At 56.1% G+C, this 21,174-nt stretch carries 19 protein-coding genes and 1 pseudogene; 9 read left to right on the top strand and 11 right to left on the bottom strand.

What is annotated here, in order from left to right; translation table 11 throughout:
- Positions 1–2: 2 nt before the first annotated feature.
- From ACQ86N_RS39385 to ACQ86N_RS39355, 7 genes are all read right to left on the bottom strand, one after another.
- The gene (locus tag ACQ86N_RS39385; RefSeq protein WP_431211809.1) at positions 3–389 is read right to left on the bottom strand and encodes a hypothetical protein; all 387 of its coding nucleotides are present in this window, start codon (positions 387–389) and stop codon (positions 3–5) included.
- 155 nt (positions 390–544) lie between these two features.
- Positions 545–715, bottom strand: coding sequence for a hypothetical protein (locus tag ACQ86N_RS39380; protein ID WP_431211808.1), 171 nt, complete (start codon positions 713–715; stop codon positions 545–547).
- A gap of 688 nt (positions 716–1,403) precedes the next feature.
- The gene (locus ACQ86N_RS39375; RefSeq protein ID WP_431211807.1) at positions 1,404–1,928 is read right to left on the bottom strand and encodes a GNAT family N-acetyltransferase; all 525 of its coding nucleotides are present in this window, start codon (positions 1,926–1,928) and stop codon (positions 1,404–1,406) included.
- Between the two features lie 108 nt (positions 1,929–2,036).
- On the bottom strand, positions 2,037–2,501 hold the full coding sequence (locus ACQ86N_RS39370; protein WP_431211806.1) for a class I SAM-dependent methyltransferase: 465 nt from the start codon (positions 2,499–2,501) through the stop codon (positions 2,037–2,039).
- 16 nt (positions 2,502–2,517) lie between these two features.
- The gene (locus tag ACQ86N_RS39365) at positions 2,518–2,658 is read right to left on the bottom strand and encodes a hypothetical protein (RefSeq protein WP_431211805.1); all 141 of its coding nucleotides are present in this window, start codon (positions 2,656–2,658) and stop codon (positions 2,518–2,520) included.
- Positions 2,646–3,158 (bottom strand): SRPBCC family protein, encoded by a 513-nt coding sequence (locus tag ACQ86N_RS39360; protein WP_431211804.1) that lies wholly within the window; start codon positions 3,156–3,158, stop codon positions 2,646–2,648. Before ACQ86N_RS39360 ends, ACQ86N_RS39365 begins: the two co-directional genes overlap by 13 nt.
- A gap of 78 nt (positions 3,159–3,236) precedes the next feature.
- Positions 3,237–3,743, bottom strand: coding sequence for an ArsR family transcriptional regulator (locus ACQ86N_RS39355; RefSeq protein ID WP_431211803.1), 507 nt, complete (start codon positions 3,741–3,743; stop codon positions 3,237–3,239).
- A gap of 248 nt (positions 3,744–3,991) precedes the next feature.
- Between ACQ86N_RS39355 and ACQ86N_RS39350 the strand changes: the two genes are divergently transcribed.
- Positions 3,992–6,439, top strand: a complete 2,448-nt coding sequence (locus tag ACQ86N_RS39350; protein WP_431211802.1) for a TIM-barrel domain-containing protein — start codon at positions 3,992–3,994, stop codon at positions 6,437–6,439.
- Here ACQ86N_RS39350 and ACQ86N_RS39345 read toward each other — a convergent pair.
- Both ACQ86N_RS39345 and ACQ86N_RS39340 read right to left on the bottom strand, forming a co-directional pair.
- Positions 6,420–7,151 (bottom strand): hypothetical protein, encoded by a 732-nt coding sequence (locus ACQ86N_RS39345; RefSeq protein WP_431211801.1) that lies wholly within the window; start codon positions 7,149–7,151, stop codon positions 6,420–6,422. The two genes, ACQ86N_RS39350 and ACQ86N_RS39345, sit on opposite strands and share 20 nt — an antisense overlap.
- 250 nt (positions 7,152–7,401) lie before the next feature.
- A complete protein-coding gene (locus ACQ86N_RS39340; RefSeq protein WP_431211800.1) occupies positions 7,402–8,166 on the bottom strand; it encodes a hypothetical protein in 765 nt (254 codons plus the stop codon).
- A gap of 299 nt (positions 8,167–8,465) precedes the next feature.
- Between ACQ86N_RS39340 and ACQ86N_RS39335 the strand changes: the two genes are divergently transcribed.
- On the top strand, positions 8,466–9,185 hold the full coding sequence (locus tag ACQ86N_RS39335; RefSeq protein WP_431211799.1) for a hypothetical protein: 720 nt from the start codon (positions 8,466–8,468) through the stop codon (positions 9,183–9,185).
- Positions 9,186–9,199: 14 nt separating this feature from the next.
- Here the strand turns inward: ACQ86N_RS39335 and ade are convergent, their stop codons facing one another.
- A complete protein-coding gene (ade, locus tag ACQ86N_RS39330; protein WP_431211798.1) occupies positions 9,200–10,879 on the bottom strand; it encodes an adenine deaminase in 1,680 nt (559 codons plus the stop codon).
- Positions 10,880–10,996: 117 nt separating this feature from the next.
- On the opposite strand from ade, the gene ACQ86N_RS39325 reads away from it, so the two are divergent.
- The 6 genes from ACQ86N_RS39325 to ACQ86N_RS39300 all read left to right on the top strand — a co-directional run bounded on the left by ACQ86N_RS39325 (position 10,997) and on the right by ACQ86N_RS39300 (position 17,526).
- Positions 10,997–11,707, top strand: a complete 711-nt coding sequence (locus ACQ86N_RS39325) for a hypothetical protein (protein ID WP_431211797.1) — start codon at positions 10,997–10,999, stop codon at positions 11,705–11,707.
- 184 nt (positions 11,708–11,891) lie between these two features.
- On the top strand, positions 11,892–13,946 hold the full coding sequence (locus ACQ86N_RS39320; protein WP_431211796.1) for a DUF5723 family protein: 2,055 nt from the start codon (positions 11,892–11,894) through the stop codon (positions 13,944–13,946).
- Positions 13,947–14,102: 156 nt separating this feature from the next.
- Positions 14,103–14,357, top strand: coding sequence for a hypothetical protein (locus ACQ86N_RS39315; protein WP_431211795.1), 255 nt, complete (start codon positions 14,103–14,105; stop codon positions 14,355–14,357).
- Between the two features lie 32 nt (positions 14,358–14,389).
- Positions 14,390–15,418, top strand: coding sequence for a GAF domain-containing sensor histidine kinase (locus ACQ86N_RS39310; protein ID WP_431211794.1), 1,029 nt, complete (start codon positions 14,390–14,392; stop codon positions 15,416–15,418).
- Positions 15,340–17,076 carry an ATP-binding protein gene (locus ACQ86N_RS39305; RefSeq protein WP_431211793.1) on the top strand — a complete coding sequence of 579 codons (1,737 nt, stop codon included), beginning with the start codon at positions 15,340–15,342 and terminating at the stop codon, positions 17,074–17,076. The genes ACQ86N_RS39310 and ACQ86N_RS39305 overlap by 79 nt, the downstream gene beginning before the upstream one ends.
- A 15-nt stretch (positions 17,077–17,091) precedes the next feature.
- Positions 17,092–17,526, top strand: coding sequence for a response regulator (locus ACQ86N_RS39300; RefSeq protein WP_431211792.1), 435 nt, complete (start codon positions 17,092–17,094; stop codon positions 17,524–17,526).
- On the opposite strand, the gene ACQ86N_RS39295 is transcribed toward ACQ86N_RS39300, so the two are convergent.
- Positions 17,523–17,987 (bottom strand): NUDIX domain-containing protein, encoded by a 465-nt coding sequence (locus ACQ86N_RS39295; RefSeq protein WP_431211791.1) that lies wholly within the window; start codon positions 17,985–17,987, stop codon positions 17,523–17,525. The genes ACQ86N_RS39300 and ACQ86N_RS39295 overlap by 4 nt on opposite strands.
- 141 nt (positions 17,988–18,128) lie before the next feature.
- Here ACQ86N_RS39295 and ACQ86N_RS39290 point away from each other — a divergent pair.
- Positions 18,129–21,170, top strand: a pseudogene (locus ACQ86N_RS39290) (PKD domain-containing protein); the annotation flags it as partial.
- Between the last annotated feature and the right edge of the window lie 4 nt (positions 21,171–21,174).

Raw genomic sequence — 21,174 nt, 5'->3', positions numbered from 1 at the left:
TTTTATTTCCCTCCGGCCTTCAACCTCCAAGTCGTATGCATCTTCCCGCTCATATTTGCGCGAAGCCTCTGCAGCAACTCCGGAGAACACGAACCTAAAAAATGCGGCAACGACCCCAGACTCATATAGTCCGGCTCGAACTCCTTGTCGATAACCAATCCCTCCGACGCAAAGAAAGCCTCGGCCTCTTCAAAGGACCCGAACATATTATCCTTCACCTTATGTTGTTCTAAAAACTCCCTCAATGTATCCCCCCGCGAAAGCTCCTCATCTTCGGGTAGGTCCCTTCTGAGATAAACATCGGCCGTGATCCAGTAGCCGCCCCGCTCCGCCAGCACACCGCGGATCTGCCGGCAAAGCTGCCTTTTCTCCTCCATGCCTAAATACATCAGCAGCCCTTCGTTCACAATAACAATCGGACCAGCCGGGAAACCACTAACAATACCATTAAACGCCGATGCGTCCAGCGCATTCAATGCTCTCAGCTCATAATGCCCGCGCAGCGCCCCGGCAAGCGCGTCGACAATCGGCTGCTTCGTCGCAATCAGGTCCGGCAGGTCTCCGTATCGATATAGTAGACCGGCCGGTCGGTGGCGCAGGGCCAGGCCGCGGAAGGAAAATCCGGATGAGAGTTCCAGTATGTTGGCGGCGTCGTCGGGCAGCAGCCTGGTTGATACTCCAGTACCGCGCTTCGAAATGCATCACACGGATCCAAAATCCGGGCTGACGATTCGAAAAATCCGGCTCAAACGGTTCCGGATCCTGGATCAGCTTTGCCGCCTCGCGTGCATACGGTATTGTAGTATGGGCCTTCATCAGCAGGAAGAGCCCGCGCCGAAGGACTGCAGATAGTGTTGTAATTACGTGTTTGTTGCATGTTAACAGTTGTCTTGCGCTAAAGTTAAGAAAATTAGCCGCCCCTCTATATGCGGCCTAACTGATTGAAAAAATCGCTGCGTGGCACGGCAATCGCAGTTACATCCCTAAAAGTCTTAACTATGAGAAAGCTACTAGTGTTAATACTGGGTATCTCAGCTGACAGCCAGTGCGATGGCCCAAACAGACCCACAAAAGAAACAGGAAATGAAGGACCTCCGTACTGACGTGCGCGAGAAAAAGCCGCCTCTCACAAGGTCAATAAAGACCTGTCTCATGTAAGGGTGAAGAAGGCAGTTCACGACCATAAGGCGGTAGCCAAAGAAAATAAGGACATCAGTAATGACGCAAGGCACTTGAGGAAACAGGGCGTCGACCATCCCGTGACAAAGGCCAAACGTCAGGTCCGCGTCCGAGGATGATAACCGAAAGGATCACACGAATTAGTTATTCCTGTGATTTATCAAAAGGGTGTTCCAAATGGAGTACCCTTTTTTTGTCCCCGGCCACCCCCGGCGTCCCCGTCCTCACGCCTGAAAATTCGGATTCATCCACGCCATCGGAATATCCGCATCCAGCACCCCATTTGGTTTACGATACCTCCCAGGCATTCGTCCCTCGATGGCAAACCCAATCCCCTCATAAAAGGCAAGCGCCCTCTTATTGGTCTCCCCGGTCAGCAGCTCGACCCGTAGTATATCCTTCCGGTTCTCCCTAACCTCGTCTAAAACACCCACGAACAATGTCTTCCCGATACCCTGGCCCTGATAGTCAGGATCGACGGCGATAGTCAGGTCGCTGAGCATATGGTCAAAACACTTGAGTCCCGGCTTACTGCAGTGGATATCCCCGATGATGGCGCCGGTGGCTTCGTTCTCCATAACAAAATGAACGCCGTCGTGGGCGGCCTCCGCCATAAACCCGGCGACATAGTCGATGGTGATCTCGTCCTCTGCCCGGGCGAGGCCGCCGGAAAAACGGGCTACTTTTTTATACAAGGCAATGATGCCGTCGCGGTCCGCGGCAACGGCAGGCCGAAGGGTGTTTTTCATGAGAATGAAATTATCGAATTTTCGCCAGCGCGGAATAAATATTGCTTCTGCCGAACGCCGAGGGCCGCTCGCCGAGTTTGTCCACCTTCGGCCAGCCCGCGGCCGCCATCAGGGGCGGAGCTTTGCCAGACTAACGGGCCAGGGCACCCAGGTAGGCACCGGCGTGTCGGTATCGTACTCTACGACCAGCAGCGGCATACCTGGACGCAGCGGCGCGCTTTCCGGATGACCCGGATGCATCGGCCTGGTCAGCGTCGACAAAAACGCAGCCTTGTCCTCGACATAATGCAGGGAATTGGCCATGAGAATGCCGTCAAGCCCCGTGACAGATAAAGGAATAGTAATAAAATCGGTTTTTACCGGCACCAGATGGACGCCACACACCAGATCCGACTGCAGCATTGGGCGCAAATCGAGACCATAGATGGTACTGCCCGCAGGCAAAAATCGGGCGAGCGCTTCGGTGAATAACCCCGACCCGCAACCGAGGTCGGCCCAACGGACTGGGGCGTCTCCCACAACGTCACGCAATACGGGCCGGTCAAAAATTTCAATAGCTTCAGAGAGTCGCATACGCAAAGATCGGAAACTATCCGACCGCCGCGTGCTCCTTCTCCAAAAATTCCGTCAGCATCGTACCAAGCAGGCTGCCCCAGCCCTTCTCGAAATTCTCCGGCCTGAGCCCGGGGTTCTTATAGCCTTCAAACGTCTCGATGCCTACATGCCGCAATGTAAGGCGCGTCCCCTGCCCTGCGGCGTCAGCTCGAAAGTGACGAGGGAATTGCCGGGGAAACCGCCATAACGCCATTCATAGCTGATCTTTTTGTTGGGAATGACCTCGGTGACCTTCCAGATATGCCGCCAGTCATACCCTTTCGCGGTGATGTCAAATTCGGTCCCGAACCCCACCTCGGGCCGGAAATCACTAAGCGGCATATACCACTGCTTCATCTGCTCCGCATTGGTGATGGCGCGCCAGACCGTTTCCGGCGAAGCGTTATAGGTGCGCTCCATGATCACCTGGACCGGACCCTTCTCGAGGAAATTCATTAGGCTCTCGTTCATAAAATAGCCCCAGCCTTCTTCGATTTTCTTCGGGTCCAGGTCGGGGTGGATATCGCCGCGGAAGGTCTCCAGCCCCACATGGCTGACCCTGAGGCGCGTTCCCTCACCATCGGGCGATAGTTCGAAGGTGACCCGCGAGTTGCCGGGAAACCCGTCAGGTGCCACTCATAGCTGATCCTTTCGCCGGGCACGACATCCGTCACCTTCCAGACATGCTGGAAGACCTTGTTCTCTTCTCGCTGTTCAAAACTGGTTTCGAAACCTTTTTCGGGCCGAAAATCCGTAACCGGAAGATACCGCTTGTTTCATCTGCGCGGGATCTGTGATAGCACGCCAGACGCGTGCCGGTGACGCATCGTACGTGCGTTCGACGATAACCTGGGCTTTTTCCATATTTGTTATTTTTTTTCTTTTTTGAGGACGCCTTCGCCGCCCCAGGTCCCGGGGCGCTCTTCGCCGAACCTGATCCCGGGCCGCTCTTCCCCGCACCAGAGCCACCCCTTTTAGGCGGCGCCGCAGCCTCCTCCTCTCCAAAAACTCACCGAGGGCGTCCAGCTTCTGATTCCAGTAGACGCGGAAATGGTCGACCCACTGCGAAACCTCTGACAACTTCTGCAGCCTGGCCTCACAGTACCGCTCGCGGCCGCGGGTATGGATCGTCACAATGCCGCACTCGGTCAGTATCTTGATGTGCCTGGAGATGGCGGGGCGGCTCACCTCGAAATTTTCCGCGATGGAATTCAGCGGCAAGGGCTTCCGCGCGATGAGATGAATGATCTCTCGGCGGGTGGGATCGGCAATGGCACTGGAATACGTCTCTTCTCATAATTGGTAACCGTTCGGTTACAAAACTAGGAAAAGTAACCATATGGTTACGCATTTTATCAAAATATTTTTTTCTACCCGACGCCAACCCCACCGGAACCCGCCAACCCCACCGGATTTTGCAACCGATTTATTTTTTGGCTATCTTCGGTACCCTCAATCAAACTATGACCATGCGTTCAATAGTCCTGACTCTTGTCCTGCTAGCCGTCGCGGCCACATCCCACTCCACTATAAAATCATACACAAAAGACGCAGACGGCGTAAACTTCGTCCTCGACATCGGCTCGATGACCATCCGCGTCTGGCAGCCGGACGTCGTCGAAGTCCGCTATACCATGCTCCCCCAACTACCCAGGCGCTCTTCGGTGGTAGTCACCAATAACAACTGGGCCCCGTCGACGGAGTTCACGGTCGCGGAGCTGAACAACAACATCGTGATCACCACCAAAAAACTGCGCATCATCGCCGACAAAGCTACCAACGCCATCAGCTACACCGACCTCAGCGGCAAACCGATCCTCGAAGAAGACGGCGCCAACGGCAAATCGATGCAGCGCGGGCAAATAGCAGGCATAGCAACCTATGGTCTGGAAACAGTTTTTAAGTCACCATCGGACGAAGGGCTGTTCGGCCTGGGATGTCATCCCCTGGATTCACTCTCCATCAACTATAAAGGCCGCGACCAGGACATGCTGATCAAATACATGACCGGCGCAATACCGGTCCTGCTCTCCACAAAAGGATACGGCCTGATGTGGGACAACTACAGCCCATCAAAATTCTACGGAGGAATGGCGGGTAACACAAAATACCGCTACACGTCGGAAGACGGGAAGCTCATCGACTATTATTTCTTCTACGGCCCATCCTTCGACAGGATCGTCTCCCTCTACCGCGACGCAACGGGACGCGCGCCGATGTTCGGCAAGTGGGCGTACGGCCTGTTTCAGTCCCAGGACCGCTACAAGACTCAGGCTGAAGTCCTCGCCGCCGGCAGCAAATACCGCGACGCCCACATCCCCGTCGACGTCATCGTCCAGGACTGGTACTACTGGGATCCCTTACCCATAGGCTCACACGTAATGAACCCGACGGCCTATCCCGATCCAAAGGCGATGGTCGACGAGCTGCACAAGGAGAATCTGCACGCGATGATATCCATATGGCCCGTTTTTGGCAAAGGGACGGCCAACTTCGACGCGCTGAAGGCGATGGACGGACTGACGAGCATCACGTGGGACAACGTCGTCACGCATACCTTCGATACTTACTATGACGCACACAACCCGAGGGCTAGCGACCTATACTGGCAGCAGGCGAGGGACAGTCTCGTAGCCCGCTATGGCTGGGACGCGTGGTGGATCGACCAGTGCGAGCCCGACAACGGCGCCCTGCTGGACCAGCGCAGGCTGGCGACCTTCTATACCGGCAAGGGCATTGACTATTTCAATACCTATTCCCTCATGCACACCGACGGCATCTATAAGGGATGGCGTAAGGACATTCCCGGCAAACGCGCCTTCTTCCTGGCGCGACAGGCTTTTGCGGGACAACAGCGCAACGGGGCAACCCTCTGGTCATCCGATATATCCTGCAGCTGGCACGACTTCCGCGACCAGGTGCCGCAGGGCATCAATGCCTGCGCCTCGGGCATTCCCTACTGGACCTCGGATATCGGAGGATATCACTATCACTGGCAGGCGCCGGACTGGTCGCAGCCGGATTTCAGGCAGCTGTTCACCCGCTGGTTTCAGTTCGGAACGTTCTGTCCGATCTTTCGCATACATGGCAAGGGCGAGCGCGCACTGTATTCTTCCAACTGGGATGAGCCTACCCGTAAGACACTGCTGAACTACGACAATCTGCGCTACCGCCTCCTTCCATACATCTACTCACTTGCCGGCAAGGTAACACAGGAGCACTATACGATGATGCGCTCGCTGGCATTTGATTTCCGCGAGGACCCTGCGGTATATAGCATACAGGACCAGTATATGTTTGGTCCCGCCTTTCTGGTCAATCCGGTGACCGGGCCGGGTGCAACTACCCGTCAGGTCTATCTGCCAAAGGCCGCCGGGGCCGGGTCAGCCGGAACCGCCGGCGCCACCGGAACCCCCGGGCCCACGACCACCTGGTACGATTTCTGGACCGGAAAACAACTCCCCGGAGGCCAAACCCTCCAGGCCGAGGCACCGATCGACATCATGCCGCTCTATGTCCGGGCAGGTTCGATCGTCCCGATGGGCCCGCGGATGGAATACGCGACAGAGAAGCCGGCAGATACCGTCGAGCTACGCATCTATCCGGGAGCAGACGGACAGTTCACTCTCTATGAGGACGAGAACGACAACTATGACTACGAAAAGGGGCAGTTCGCCACGATCCCCTTCAGCTGGAAGGATAAAGAAAAACTGCTGACCATCGGAGATACAAAGGGCAGTTTCCCCGGCCAGCTAAAGAAACGCGTCTTCCGCGTGGTCCTTGTGGGAGAAGGCAAGGGCGCCGCAGAGACACCCGCGACGACATGGGACAAATCCATCCCCTATATGGGCAAGGCGATTCTAACGAAAATCACCGCACCACCGGCGGCAGCACCCGTCAAAAAAAGAAAAGGATAGATAACACCGCGCCTGCGATTCCGAAGCCGAGCCATCCCAGAAAGGCGTTCCACCGCCGCTGCCAGCTGGACTCGAACTCGCTATAACCTTTTATATGCAGGAAGATGAACAGGTACGCACAAAATCCGAACAGGATGGCAAACAGCGCGCGCAGTGGCTGCTCGTGAATGAGGAAGGTGAGGCTGCCGAACAGACCGGCGCCCAAAAACACTATCGGTGGAAACCATTCGCTCCGATAGATAAGACGATGATTGTTGCGATACTGTTCCAGCATCGCCAGCAGCCGGTTCTGGATCGCCATCAGCTCTCTGTCCGCGCCGTCGTCCTGCAGCGCCATATATAGATAGTTGTTATCCCTGTCCTTATCAAACGAAAGGTCGACCACGATGGCTTTGAGTACCATACCGTCGCCGTCGACATACGATTCTCCCTCTTCGTTCCACCCACTGGAATCGGAAAATTTCATCACGTGTTTCAACTCCAGCTCGATACCCTCAATCTCACCGTTGAACGGTTTGTCACGATACTCGCTCGCATTCAGATACCTGACGGCGTGGTCGGGATACCTCAGCGTAAGGGAGGTGTTGTCGGAAGCGCGCATCACGGTCATGTCGGAGGAGAGCATTCCTGGCACCGTGTGGTTAAAAAAGTCGGTGAGCTTCTCGACGAGTTGGGCATTCACGGTATAGCTGCCCAGGCGGGTTTTTAGCATTTGAACGCTGCATAGTTTTGGTAAGTTTCGTTAGGACTGTGGTTTAATAAGCACTCCTATGAAGTTACAACAGCATCCCCTTAAATCAAAGAGATATTCGATATTTTTATAATTTGTTTATTTTCAGGGCGATCCGCCACCCGCGGCTTCTCCGCCACCCGCGGCTTCTCCACCACCCCCGGCCGCCGCGACCCCCCGGCCGCCACACCCTCCCGGCCACTCGTCCTCAGCATACCTCCCTCCCGTCCAATCAGTCCCGTCTCCTGAACGGCGAGTACGCCCTGTTCTTCCACGCGTGCCAGCCACTACTTATAAACAATATCCCCGCCACAACAAACGTCACCCAACTCACTACCGGCGCACGATGCCAGTCGGCAACCCCAACCGCGACCAGCGCAAAGGCGCCCACCAGCGCATATTCGCGCATATTGCGGCGCCAGGTCATGGTCAAATAAGCAACCCCAGCCACCAGAGCCATGACGATGGCAATACCGGAACCACCCCCGGTAACCGGCGAACCTATAACCGCCGAAACATTCGCCAGCAACGCCACCGTAATCCATCCGGAATAAAGGCAAAAAGGCCACCAGACAAAGGCAATAGTCCGCAGCGGCGGATCAGTCAGCTCCATATCCGTCCGCACCACGATCATGAACAAAGAAAGGAGCAGAACCACCATCAACAACACCGAGATCCCCGCCAGGTCATACATCCACGCGATCACCCAGCAGCTGTTCGCGAGGCAGGAGAGGAGGAACCAGCCCCCGACACGCGAGCGCAGCTGAAGAGCCTCGTCGTTACCCCGTGCCTGAAAGACCACAAAACCCGCAAGCGCCAGGTAGATCAGCCCCCAGATGGAGAAAGCCCATGGGGCAGGCGTGAACAACGACGGATGGCGCGCCGACTGCAGCGACATCGTATTGTGGTTGAAAAACCCGGTGACCGATAGATAGCTGACCGCTACGGTGACGAGCAATCCGATGATATTGACAAAGGCGGGAATCGTTTTTTTCATGGTGAGTTATTCCTTAATTTACGCCTTATGAAGGCTTTATTTGCATTTATTTTAGCAGTTGGCTTTATTCTCGCAGGCAACCCGTCGCAAGCCCAACAGGAGCGAAAGACCCCAAATCTCACCCTTTTCGGCCGCGGCATGTACCCCGGTGACGACTCTACATACGATAAGCTAAAGTCCTCGGGATTCGGCACGATCATACTATCCAGTTTTTATATCCGCTCCAACGGCGACGTAGTTTCCGGCGATGACGGCCAACACCCCATCATCCACGAAGGGAAATATTCGGGTAACAGACAGTGGCTCGAAAGGATCGCGTCGCTGAAAAAGGCGGCGTCAGGCGAATCGAGATTCTCCTGGAAGGTCGCTGGTTCAACCAGACCCCCAACACCTACGATTTTATCCAGGACTGGGTCATGAGCCCCGCCAAACCCTACCCCGGCGTAACCACGGGTACCGGTCAAAACAGCACATTATATGCCATCGCCAAAGTATTTAAGAATGACTTGGGCGTCGACGCGGTATGTATCGACGACGAGTCGGTCTATAACGATTCCTCGATCGTGGGCCTCGGACGACTACTCGGCGGAATGGGTCTGCATATGACCCTCTGCCCCTATACAAAAGCAGACTACTGGAAGGCCATCATGACCAGCTCCAATCCCGGCCTGATCGACGCCGTTTACCTCCAGTGCTATGACGGTGGTTCCCGCAACGCGCCCGGACAATGGGTAGGAAAACTTCCCGGCAACATACCGATCGATCCGATCTTCAGCTGCCGCGGCGCTTTTGGCACCTGCGGCAGTTCGCACGGCAGCCAGACCCCCGCCGAGATACAGACCCGGCTCGCGGCATTCAAAAAGGACTATCCCGCCATGTCGGGAGCCGCGCTCTGGCAGGTCGCCGACATAAAAGACTATATAAGGATGGGCTGCGCGGTGAAGGACCCCAGCTCCGGAAGCGTGACGACAGAAGCAGGCTATCTTTCCCAACTGAAAAATAGTCTGGAGATAAAATAGCCGGAGCAAAAGGTCTAAAGCAGCGCGAACTTATCGCCGTCGAATAATCCCAGATCCCCGAGCTTCAAATGCGGGATGACCAATAACGCCATAAAGGAAAGCGTCATGAAGGGGGCGCCCAACTTCGATCCCATCGCTTTCGCCTTGTGGTCCAACGCCGTATAGTGCTCCGCCACCTGGTAGCCGTCGTTGAGACTCATCAGACCCGCGACCGGCAGCGGAAGGATCAGTTCTGCATGTGTGCCGGGGCCGCGCTCAGGATCGACCAGACTCAGCCCGCCCTTGTGTTCGATGACCAGATTGATCGCGCGGCAGATGCTCTCGTCGTCCACGCCGACGGCCACGATATTATGACTGTCATGGGCAACCGAAGAGGCGAGCGCCCCGCGCCGAAGGCCAAAATTTCGGATAAATGACTTCGCGACCGGAGCATGCTGGTACCGGTTGACAACGACGATCTTCAAAACATCCTTATCGGGATTGGCGTTCAACTGCCCGTTGCTGGGCAGGGTATCCGCCACGGGGACGACGAGCTTGTTGGTGATGAGCTGGCCGTCGAGAGCTTCGATGACGTAGACCTGCTCGACGTTCTCCTGCTCGCCCCATTTGTCGAGAGGGTAGGAGAAGTCCGCGATGACACGGGGCCTTGCCCGGAAACTGTTGATGGGATCGGCGCCGGCCATATGCACGGTGACGATATGCGAGCGGCCGTTGTCGGCCACCAGCTGCCCTTTTATCCAGGTCTGCTTCACCTGGAAATGCTCGAGGTCTTCGACAAGCACGACGTCGGCAGGATCGCCGACCCGCAGTTGCCCATGGTCCAGCCCGTAGTGAAGGACGGGATTGATACAGGCAGCCTTTAGCACTTTAAAGACGTTTATACCTTTAGCCACGGCGCGGGCGCAAAGCTGGTTGATATGTCCCGCCACAAGGCTGTCGGGATGTTTGTCGTCGCTGCAGAACATCATCTGGTCGGGATGGTCGTTCAGCAGGGGGATGAGGGCGTCGAAATTACGGGCGGCGCTGCCTTCGCGGATGAGGATCTTCATTCCATAGCGCAGCTTGTCCAACGCCTCTTCGGCGGTAAAACACTCGTGGTCGGTGCTGATCCCGGCGGCGATATAATCGCGCGCCTGGTCGCCCCGAAGACCGGGAGCGTGTCCGTCGACGGGCTTGCCGAGACGCTGCGCCGCGGCGATCTTGGCCATGACCTCAGGCGCTTTTGCAAGAACCCCTGGAAAATCCATCATCTCACTGAGATATTTGATTTCGACCGATTGGAGAAGTTGTTCGACAGCGGCGGCGTCCAAAGAAGCACCAGCGGTCTCGAATCGCGTAGCAGGCACACAGCTGGGCGCTCCAAAATTGAAGTAAAAAGGCACCGACTGGCCGTTGCGGATCATGAATTCCACCCCGGGCAGGCCGCAGACATTGGCGATCTCGTGCGGGTCGCTGACCGTCGCCACGGTGCCATGAACCACCGCCAGCCGCGCAAATTCCGAGGGGATCAGCAGGCTGCTCTCGATATGGACATGGGCGTCCACGAAACCGGGTAGTATATAGGGTAGAGGAAAGGCCGACGCCTCTTCCTCCGAAAGGGGAACTATTGCCTGGATACGGTCTTTGTCAATAATGATCCGCGCTGGCATAATCTTTTCATCGGTGATATTTACGAGCTTTCCAATGATTTCCATAATATCGAATTAAACCTTGTTTAAACCACGAAATAACGTTAAATTTAAATAACTTACAACCCGGGCATGAACCCGATGAGAATCCGGTTCGCCCGTCACAGAGAAACACTAGCCATCATGAATCCATTCCGTATCAGACTGACATCCTCCACTGCCCTGGCCCTTACCTTATTCTTTACCGCCCACGCACAGACCGCAAAGGAGATCGTCGCAAAACATATCGAGGCCCTCGGAGGCAAAGCGAAACTGCAATCCATCAATTCGGTGTTCATCGAAGGCATTGCCACCATGTCAAACGGCGCTGCTATGGATACCAAACTCTGGAAGGTCTACGACCGCCTCTACCGCCAGGAGATCTCCTCGGGCTCGGCATCCACCATAACTATCGTCACACCCAACCGCGGTTGGATCTCCGAGGCACAAGGGGGTGGGTTTAAATCGCTCCCCTCCGACCAGCTGAGAGCACTCCAGCCCGAGATAGACCCTGCAGGTCCCCTCGCCGACTATGACGCCAAGGGCTGCAAGGTAGACCTCGACGGGAAGGATACCATCAATGGCGCTCCCTGCTACCGGATTAAATTATCATGCCCCATGGGCCAGTCCGTTGTCTATTCCATCGATATCAAGACTTATTATATCCTCCGCGAAAGCCGAAAAGGCGGAAGTATATCCGTCGATTTCAGCGACTACAAGACCACGCCCGAAGGATATGTTTTCCCCTTCACTATCCTAACCGGCGGAGCAGGCGAAAAGATCAACGTCGAAAAAATTGAGGTCAACCACAACGTAGACCTCGACACCCTCGGCAAACCGCGCAAAGCCGCATAACCACCGCCGACACACAACCACCCGCCGCCACGGCGTGAACCACACCCCACTCCCCCAGGGAAAAATACCTCGTATTTTTCCCAATACGCACCAGTACAATATTCCCGCCATATCCCCGTTTTAGCAACGGAGAACTCCGTGTTCCCAGCATCCTGTTTCCTGTTAAAAACCAATGACAGTCGTTATGAATAAAAGGTCTACTTTATTCTTATTACTGACTTGCCTATACCTGACTGCTTCATCCCAATCTTTCATCGGATATGGTTATGACAACTACTCAGGCGTAAACGGCTTGATCCTCAACCCCGGCACACTAGCCGACGGTAAATACAAGGTGAACGTCAACCTCTTCGCTATCAGCGGACTCGCCGGCAATAACGCCTACGAGCTCGAACGCAGCAAGCTGTTCAGCTTCAAATTCAACCACCTCTCCGACAGCAACGGCTACTATAAAGCCAACAACACCGCCGTAAAATACCTGTACCTCAATACGGATATCCTCGGCCCCTCCGCCACGATCAACCTTACCTCCAAAGACGCCCTCGGCCTCATCACCCGGATGCGCGTACTCGGCAACGTATCGAATCTGGGCAACTCCCTCTTTCATCTTCTCGGCGACGCAGACGCCAATTACTATAATCTCGACATCATCAACCCCAGCCTCCAGACAAAAGTACACGCCTTTGCAGAAGCAGGCGTCTCCTACGGCAGAGTGCTGATGAAGAACAGCCGCAGCGAACTCAAGATAGGAGTAACAGGTAAGTACATTGCCGGCCTCGGCTACGGGTCCGTCTATTCCGGCCCCCTGCTGATGAATATCGACCCCGCACACCAGATCGCAAAACTCAACGGTGACGTAACAGCCCAGTACTCCTCTAACTTCGACAACCTGGGCGCCGGCAGCAACGTCAGCGACTATCTCAAACACATGCCCGGCCATGGCCTCGGCCTCGACCTCGGATTCGTATACGAAACAAAGAACCCCCAGACCGGCGAAACGAAACTTCGGCTCGGCATGTCCGTTACCGATATCGGCCAGGTCACCTATAAGAACTCGCCCAACAGCCAGCAATATACCATCACCGCCGACGGCCGCAATACCGCCGAGTTTCAAAAACAGAACGGTGAGACCTACGACGACTATTTCAACAGACTAAAGACCTCCGGCCTCGTCGTAGCAAAAAGCGCCGCGGCGAACTCGACCGTCAAGCTACCAACAGCCCTCCACGTCAACGGCGACTACGAGGTCTACAAACGTCTTTATATCAACGCCGACGTCCTGCTGAATATGGTCGCCACCAACAGCCCGACCAACCCCAACTACGTGACCACCTTCACGGTGACACCGCGCCTGGAAAAGAAATGGGTGAGCATCTACTCGCCCGTGTCATATTCGGCCAACGGACAGCTCAACTGGGGTGCGGGATTCAGATTTGGTCCGCTCTTCGTGGGCAGCGGCTCGGTACTTTCCAGCCTGATCAAACAGCGTATCACGTCCGCCGACGCACATATGGGTCTGACGATCCCGATCTTCCAGCAGAATAAGAAAAAGACCCCGACACTCGCAGACACCGTCTACCGGGATAAGAATCTTACCCACGACCGCGACGGCGACGGCGTCGTCGACGAAAAAGACGAATGCCCCGACAGCGCGGGTCCGATCGCACTCATCGGCTGCCCCGACAGCGACGGCGACGGCGTACCCAACAAGAAAGATAAATGCCCCGGCGTAAAAGGCTCGCCCAATTTCCGGGGCTGCCCCGCACCCGACACCGACGGCGACAGCGTCAACGACGACGACGACAAATGTCCGCTGGTCAAAGGCGTTGCGTCCAACTTTGGCTGCCCGCCGATCAAACCGGAATATATCAGTACCGTCAACCACGCAGCCGACAGAGTATTCTTCGTGCGGGCCAAGGCGACCATAGAGAAGATCTCACTGAACGAACTCAACAGGGTCGTAGCTATCCTCCAGACCGATACTACCCTGCGACTAAGGATCGAAGGCTATACCGACAGCGAGGGTACGGACGAGCGCAACCAGAAACTCTCCGACCGCAGGGCCAGGGCCGTATTCCACTACCTCCACCTGCAGGGCATAGACGCCGACAGAATGGACTATATCGGATATGGTAGCAAACGCCCCATCGCCAGCAACGACACACCCGAAGGCATGGCCCAGAACAGAAGGACCGAGATGATCCTGATGAACTATCCGAAGGACAAACACAAACAATAATATTCGATAACCCCTACCCCGATTCCCCATGTCCGGACGCGCACGCCGCGTCCGGACCCACGACAGCCGAAAGGCCGTCTTTTTTAATAAATCCGTCACCTATGCAATACCCATGCCACCACTTTACTGCGTTTTTATCCTATTTTTAGCGGGTAAATGTATACTCCAGAATTCCTGTCGGGCGGAGGCGAAATGGGACAACGCATCCGCGAATTTGACTGGTCCGCAACCCCACTTGGCCCGGTGGCCAATTGGCCCCAGAGCCTGCGCACCTGTATTCGTATTATGCTCACCTCGCGCCAGCCGATATGGATCGGCTGGGGGAAAGAGCTGATCAAACTATACAATGACCCCTACCTCGCCATCATCGGCGGCAAGCACCCTGGGCGCTGGGCAAACCGGCCAGCGTAGTATGGAAAGATATTTGGCAGGAGATCAGCCCCATGCTCCGGACCGTGATGGAGAAGGACGAAGGCACCTACGTCGAGTCACAGCTGCTGATCATGGAACGCAACGGCTACCCCGAAGAAACCTACTATACTTTTTCTTATACTCCCATCACCGACGACGAAGGCGGGACAGCCGGGATGATCTGCTTCAACAGCGACGACACCGAACGCATACAGGGCGAACGCCAGATGCGCACCCTCATGCAGCTCGGCAGCCGCCTGACCGACGCGAGGTCCAAACAGGACGTCCTCAACCGCACGATGAGGGTACTCAGGGACAACCCCCAGGACATTCCATTTGTCCAGTTCAGGATGGTGGGCGAAGAGGCCGAACTGTTCCCCGACTGTCAGCTGGCCGTGACACAACGGAAGCCCCAGATAATAGAAAGCCTGGACGGCCGCCTGGCGAATCTGACAAAAGGCGCATGGGAGCATCCTCCGCATACCGGCGCGATCCTCCCCATCTTCCACCCGGCAACCCGCGAACCATACGGATACCTGATAGTCGGCATCAACCCCTATCGTCTTCCCGACGAAAAATATATCGGCTTCTTCACGCTGGTGGCAGACCAGATCGCGGGTAGCCTCGCCGACCTCCACGCACTCGAGGCCGAACGCGAAAAGTCAGAAGCGCTGATGGAGATCGACCGCGCCAAAACGACCTTCTTCTCCAATATCAGCCACGAATTCCGTACCCCGCTGACCCTCCTGCTAGGACCCATACAGGATCTGCTCAACGACCCCGAAGCAAAAGAGGTCAACCGCTACCGGATGGGCGTCGCCTACCGCAACGTCCTCCGCATGCAAAAACTGGTAAACACACTGCTCGACTTTTCGAAGATCGAGGCAGGCCGGATGGATGCAAAATATAGCAGGGTAGATATCGTTGCCTATACCCGCGAAGCTCGGCCAGCTCGTTCCGCAGCGCCATCGAAAAGGCCCGCATGCAGTTGCAGCTGTCCAGCGGTCCGATCAGCGGCGAAGTCTACGTCGACGTCGACCAGTGGGAGCAGATCATACTGAACCTTGTCTCCAACGCACTCAAGTATACGCAGGATGGCTCGATCCGTGTACACCTCGAACAGTCCGGCGACCAACTGATGGTCCGCGTCTCGGACACAGGGGTAGGCATACCCGAAGACCAGCTGAGCCGGATCTTCGAACGGTTCCACCGCGTCGAGAACGTCGAAGGCCGCAGCCAGGAAGGCACCGGCATCGGCCTGGCCATGGTGAAAGAGCTGGTGCGCATGCACCACGGAACGATATCGGTTACCAGCCAGCTGGGACGAGGATCGACGTTCACCATCTCCATCCCCATTGGACGAAAACACCTCCCCGCCGACAAGATCGTCGAACCCTCGATCGTCGGCCTCAAATACGCCGAGTCCTTCGTGACAGAAGCGATGAAATGGCTCCCCGACGGCGACGACGGCCCTTCCCCCGTCAACCACCACCCCCATCCCTCCAACCACCTCATCGCCGACGAACTCGAAATAAACAACGTGTCGGAAGGAGCCTCGGTCCTGCTAGCCGACGACAACGCCGACATGCGCGAGTATGTACAGCGCCTCTTGTCAAGGCAGTTCGTCGTCATAACGGCAATGGACGGCGAAGACGCCTATAATAAAGCACTCCAGTACAGGCCCGATCTGGTCCTGACCGACGTGATGATGCCGAGGCTCGACGGCTTCGGCCTGCTGGAGAAGATACGCAGCCACCCGAAACTACGCTACACACCGGTGATCATCCTCTCGGCAAGGGCAGGGGAGGAGGCAAAAGTCGAAGGGCTGGACGCCGGCGCCGACGACTATCTGGTCAAACCCTTCACCGCCCGCGAGCTGCTGGCGCGCGTAGACGCCAATATCCGGATCGCCCGCAGCCGCAGCCAGCACGCCAGCCTGCTCGAACAGGAAGTGAGAAGACAAACAATGGTGCTGAGAGAACTCAACACCGCCCTGCTCCAGTCCAACGAAGACCTCCAGCAGTTCGCCCACGTCGCCAGCCACGACCTGAAAGAGCCCGTGAGAAAGATCAGGACCTTCAGCAACCGCCTGCAGGAAGAATACGGAACGATGCTTCCCCCGCAGGCCAGACAGTTCCTGACCAAGATCGAACAGGCCACCCAGCGCATGGTGATGATGATCGAAGGCGTACTGGAATATTCCACCATCAACGGCAGCGAACAAACGATCGAATCGATCGACCTTAGTCAGATCATCGAATACGTCACCACAGACCTCGAACTACCCATCGCCGAAAAGAAAGCAAGCATCGTCCACGGCGCACTCCCACAGCTGGAAGGCGCGCCGTTGCTGATTTATCAATTGTTCTATAATTTGATCAATAATTCGTTAAAATTTGCGAGATCGGACACCCCGCCAGTCATCACAGTAGTGGCAAACCTTTTGCATGGGCCTACTGTGGAACAGGATGGGGAAGTAGTTGAACTGGTCATTAGGGATAACGGTATCGGATTTGACCAGGAACACACCGACCGGATCTTCAATACCTTTGCCCGGCTGCACGCCAGGGACAAGTATGAAGGGACGGGCCTTGGACTCGCGCTGTGCAGGAAGATTGTTGAACGTCATCACGGCAGCATAACGGCCACCGGCGAAAAGGACAAGGGCGCAACCTTCACCATTCGGCTTCCACGAACTCAGGACCGAAAAACTATTTAATCACTAAACAGAATTATGGTGAAGCGTTTTTTATTGATCGACGATGACAGCGACGACAGGGAATTGTTTTCCGAAGCCTTGTCGATGGTTGAGCCTGCGATCATTTGTGACCAGGCAACAGACGGTGAAGAAGGCCTTGCCCTGCTGCAGCAGAACAAGGAAGAGCCCGACCTGATATTCCTGGATATCAATATGCCCATATTGAATGGCTGGCAATTGCTGTCCCGTCTGAAAGCATCGGCACTTAAGCATATCCCCGTGATCATGTATTCAACCTCCTCGAATGCAAAGGATAAAAGGACAGCACAGGAACTCGGCGCCCTGTGTTTCATTACCAAGCCCCACGCATTCAGAATGCTGAAAGGTATGTTAAATGTAGTGGTGGAACATGCCAACAGGAAGGACTATGGCAAACTCTGCGAAGCCGTACACGCTATGCCCCAGGCTTAGTCTTTAACCGTCTCTTCCAATTCTTCCAAAAAAGCTATCTGAGCGGGATTGATATACTCCCGGGCCTGGCCGATCGTAAACCAGGCCGCCTTATCCACTTCCGGAATTGATTGATGTTTACCCGACTTGCGGGGCCATTCTATTTCCACCGTGTTGCTGACGATGGCAGCGGCGTCTATGTCACCCCGGGAGGCCCAGGCATAGACCCGTTTGCCACCCTTCTGGCGAATGGGGCTGAGGGGCTGGAACGGTCCCTTCAGCAGGAAACCTGTCTCTTCGCGGAACTCGCGGACTGCGGCATCCAGCGCGGGCTCGTCGTTGGTAAATTCGCCCTTGGGGATGGTCCAGCTGCCCGCGTCCTTGTTCTTCCAGAACGGGCCGCCCGGATGAACCAAAAACACTTCGAGAAGATCAGACTTACGGCGATATAAAAGGATACCGGCGCTCTGTTTGCTGGTCATACTTATCTGGGCCTCAAATTAAAGGCCAATCTTGCGGTTGTCCCGAACCTTTACTATTTTCACGCTACCAATGTCCCGCCCCTCAGCCATATACCTGATCCTATCTGTCTTTTTTGCCCGCCAGTTTCCGCACAGCTGAGAGTGGACTTCACAGCCAGCACCTCCGGCGGTTGTTCTCCCCTCGTCGTAACCTTCGCAAATACCAGTACAGGTCTTTCGTCCACGGCAACGTACCAATGGGACCTGGGCAACGGAAATACATCCACAGTCCGCGATGCGTCGGCCGTTTATACCGCGGTGGGCGCCTACACCGTGACCCTTACGGTCCGGGACGGAGCCAGTGTACAGACTGCCACTCATGCCGTTGCCGTTTACGAACACTCCACCCCATCCTTTTCGTTTTCTCCCGGCCAGGTCTGCGGACCGCAGCCGATCACATTTACAGGGACCGCACAGGGACCGGCCATCAGCGGCTGGCTATGGGACTTCGGGGACGGAGGGACTTCGAGGGGCGGACAGCCCGCGGCACAGCATAGTTATCTCTCCAGCTTCAACGGCATGGCCAGCCTCACGGTGACCAACGTCCACGGTTGTACAGATACCGTTGTACTGCCCGTTGTAGTAAAAGTTCTAACACCGGCCACCTCGTCATTTTCGTCGGACAAACGCGTGCTCTGTCTGGCCACGGATCCCGTACAGTTCTATAGCAGCAGCCCCGGACCGGCGCCGCTGACCTATAGCTGGGACTTTGGAGACGGGAACAGCTCGACCCTGCCCAATCCCGCCCATTCGTATGCGCAAAAAGGCAATTATACAGTGACGTTGATGACGACCGCAGCCAATGGCTGTTCGGCCACCAGCGCACAGGTCAACTATATGAACGTCGCCAACTATTCCACGGATTTCGATTTCCCTTCCACGGCAGTCTGTCAGAATACCTCGTTCACCTTCAACGACCGCAGCTCGCCTGTTGCCGACAGCAGGATCTGGACAGTAGACGGCGGATTCGGCAGCAACTATAGCCCCATGTACTATACGTTCAGTTCTCCGGGGACGCATACGGTGACGCTGACCAACCGGTTCGGAACCTGCCCGCAGTCGGCCTCGCACACCATCACGGTCAACCCCGCGCCCGCGGTGACGCCGATAGACATCGCAACCAGTCTGGCCTGCGACCACTATACCGAAGTACTTACCGACCATACGCCGGGGGCCGTCAAATGGGCCTGGAACTACACCGGAACCGATATCTTCACCACCGTGCCGACGCTGACCCAAGACTTTTCCTATAACAGCGTATACTATCTCCGGCTTACCGTAACCGACGCCAACGGCTGCACCGCAAGTTCATATGCTTCCCCCTATCAGACGAAGTCCCTGGCATTCATCTATGAACCCAACCCGAATCCGAACACCAGCTGCGGAGCGCCGCTGACCAAGACCTACGCCATCCAGTACCAGTCCGTGCTGCAGTCCTGGCACTGGGATTTTGGCGATGGAACGACGTCTACCGATGCCGTGCCCACGCATATCTATACGGCGCCAGGCAGCTTCGTGCCGGTACTCTATTACACCGACAACACGGGCTGCAGCGGCAGCGTCTCCTACAGCGTCGTCACGATCAGCAATCCGTTCACAGTGGACTTCACCGCCGCTCCTACGACGGTTTGTGTTAGTTCGACCGTCAATTTTACGCCCAGCTATTCCAACGGCGCTGGCGTTAACTCCGTACAGTGGACATTCGGGGACGGTGGCAGCAGCTCGTCCAACTATTGGGTATACCGGCAGCCAGGCACCTATGACGTGACGCTGTCGGCAAGGAATGCGGGCGGCTGTACGGCCTCCGCGACAAAGACCGCCTATATCACCGTGATCGCCTCTCCTGGCGTCTATGGCTCTTATGCCAATACCTGCGACGGCGACAGGGCCCTCGTGACCTTCAGCTATACGCCGGGCTCGGCCGACAAGGTCGTCTGGAATTTCGGCGACGGAGCCACCGCAACGACAGGTGCCACCACCACTACCATTCAACACACCTATCCTTCCACCGGTACCTACTATCCGCAGATAGTCGCCAGCAACAGCCAGTGCAGCACCTCCAATTCGGACGTCGTGCGGGTGCTGAAGAAACAGCAGCCCGTGCTGTCGGCTGGCAGCACCATCGCCTGTTCGGGCGGGACGCTGGACGTATATATGGCCGCGGAGCGCAATCCGATCGAGGTCAACAGCGGATACTACGACGACTATACGCCGCAGTTCCTCTATTCGGACGGGACTCCTTTTACGGGCACCGTCAGCTATGCGAACTGGTCGGGCGGCCTTTTTCACTGGACTCTGTCGGGCTTTACGCCGGGAAAGAGCGGACTGCAGGTCGCGGTTAAATCCTTTGGCTTCGGCTGCACCGACGCGAGCAATACTATACCGCTGACTATCCGGGGCTCGGCGACGGCGGCATTCAATATCGTCACCGACCACCAGTGCTATACGTCGCCGGTAGTGCTGCAGGACATGACTTCTCCCGGCATTAACAATTCCATCGTCTCGGAGACATGGTCCTTTGGGGACGGGCAGAGCTCTAACCAGCTCGGCGGTACCGTTTCGCATACCTACAGTGATCCCGGAGGGTATATGGTTCAGCTGACGGTAAAGGATGCGGCGGGATGTACCTCCACCAGCAGCGCGACTGGACAGAGCTATGTGGTGGCGAACGGACCGAAAGCGGCGTTCTCGGCTTCGGGCACGGACGTGAATCTCAATTCTACCGTCTATTTCTATAACAATTCGAATTACTTCGGATCGTCGAACACCATCTGGAGCTGGGATTTCGGCGACGGCGCCAGTTCTTCGGACTACTACCCGGCCCATACCTATACCGTGCCGGGGGTGTATGTGGTGACGCTGACGGCGAGGGACGCGTCGAATCCCGCGACCTGCGCGTCGACCACGAAGCTGACCATCAACGTCCGCAATTTCAACAGCCATTTCTCGACCGTGGCCTCCTATGTGGGGACATTGGGTTGTCCGCCGGTACTGGCGCAATTCGTCAATACGTCCCTCAACTATATGAGCGTGAGCTGGGACTTCGGCGACGGCTGGACTGCGGGGAATGTCAATACGCCGGGGCACGTCTATCAGCAGCCGGGTAAATACATCGTGACGTTGTTTGTTAAAGGGTATAATGGCCTCA

The sequence above is a fragment of the Puia sp. P3 genome (assembly GCF_050632245.1).
Classification (GTDB): Bacteria; Bacteroidota; Bacteroidia; order Chitinophagales; family Chitinophagaceae; genus Puia.
This window is presented reverse-complemented; position numbering and strand designations above follow the sequence as displayed.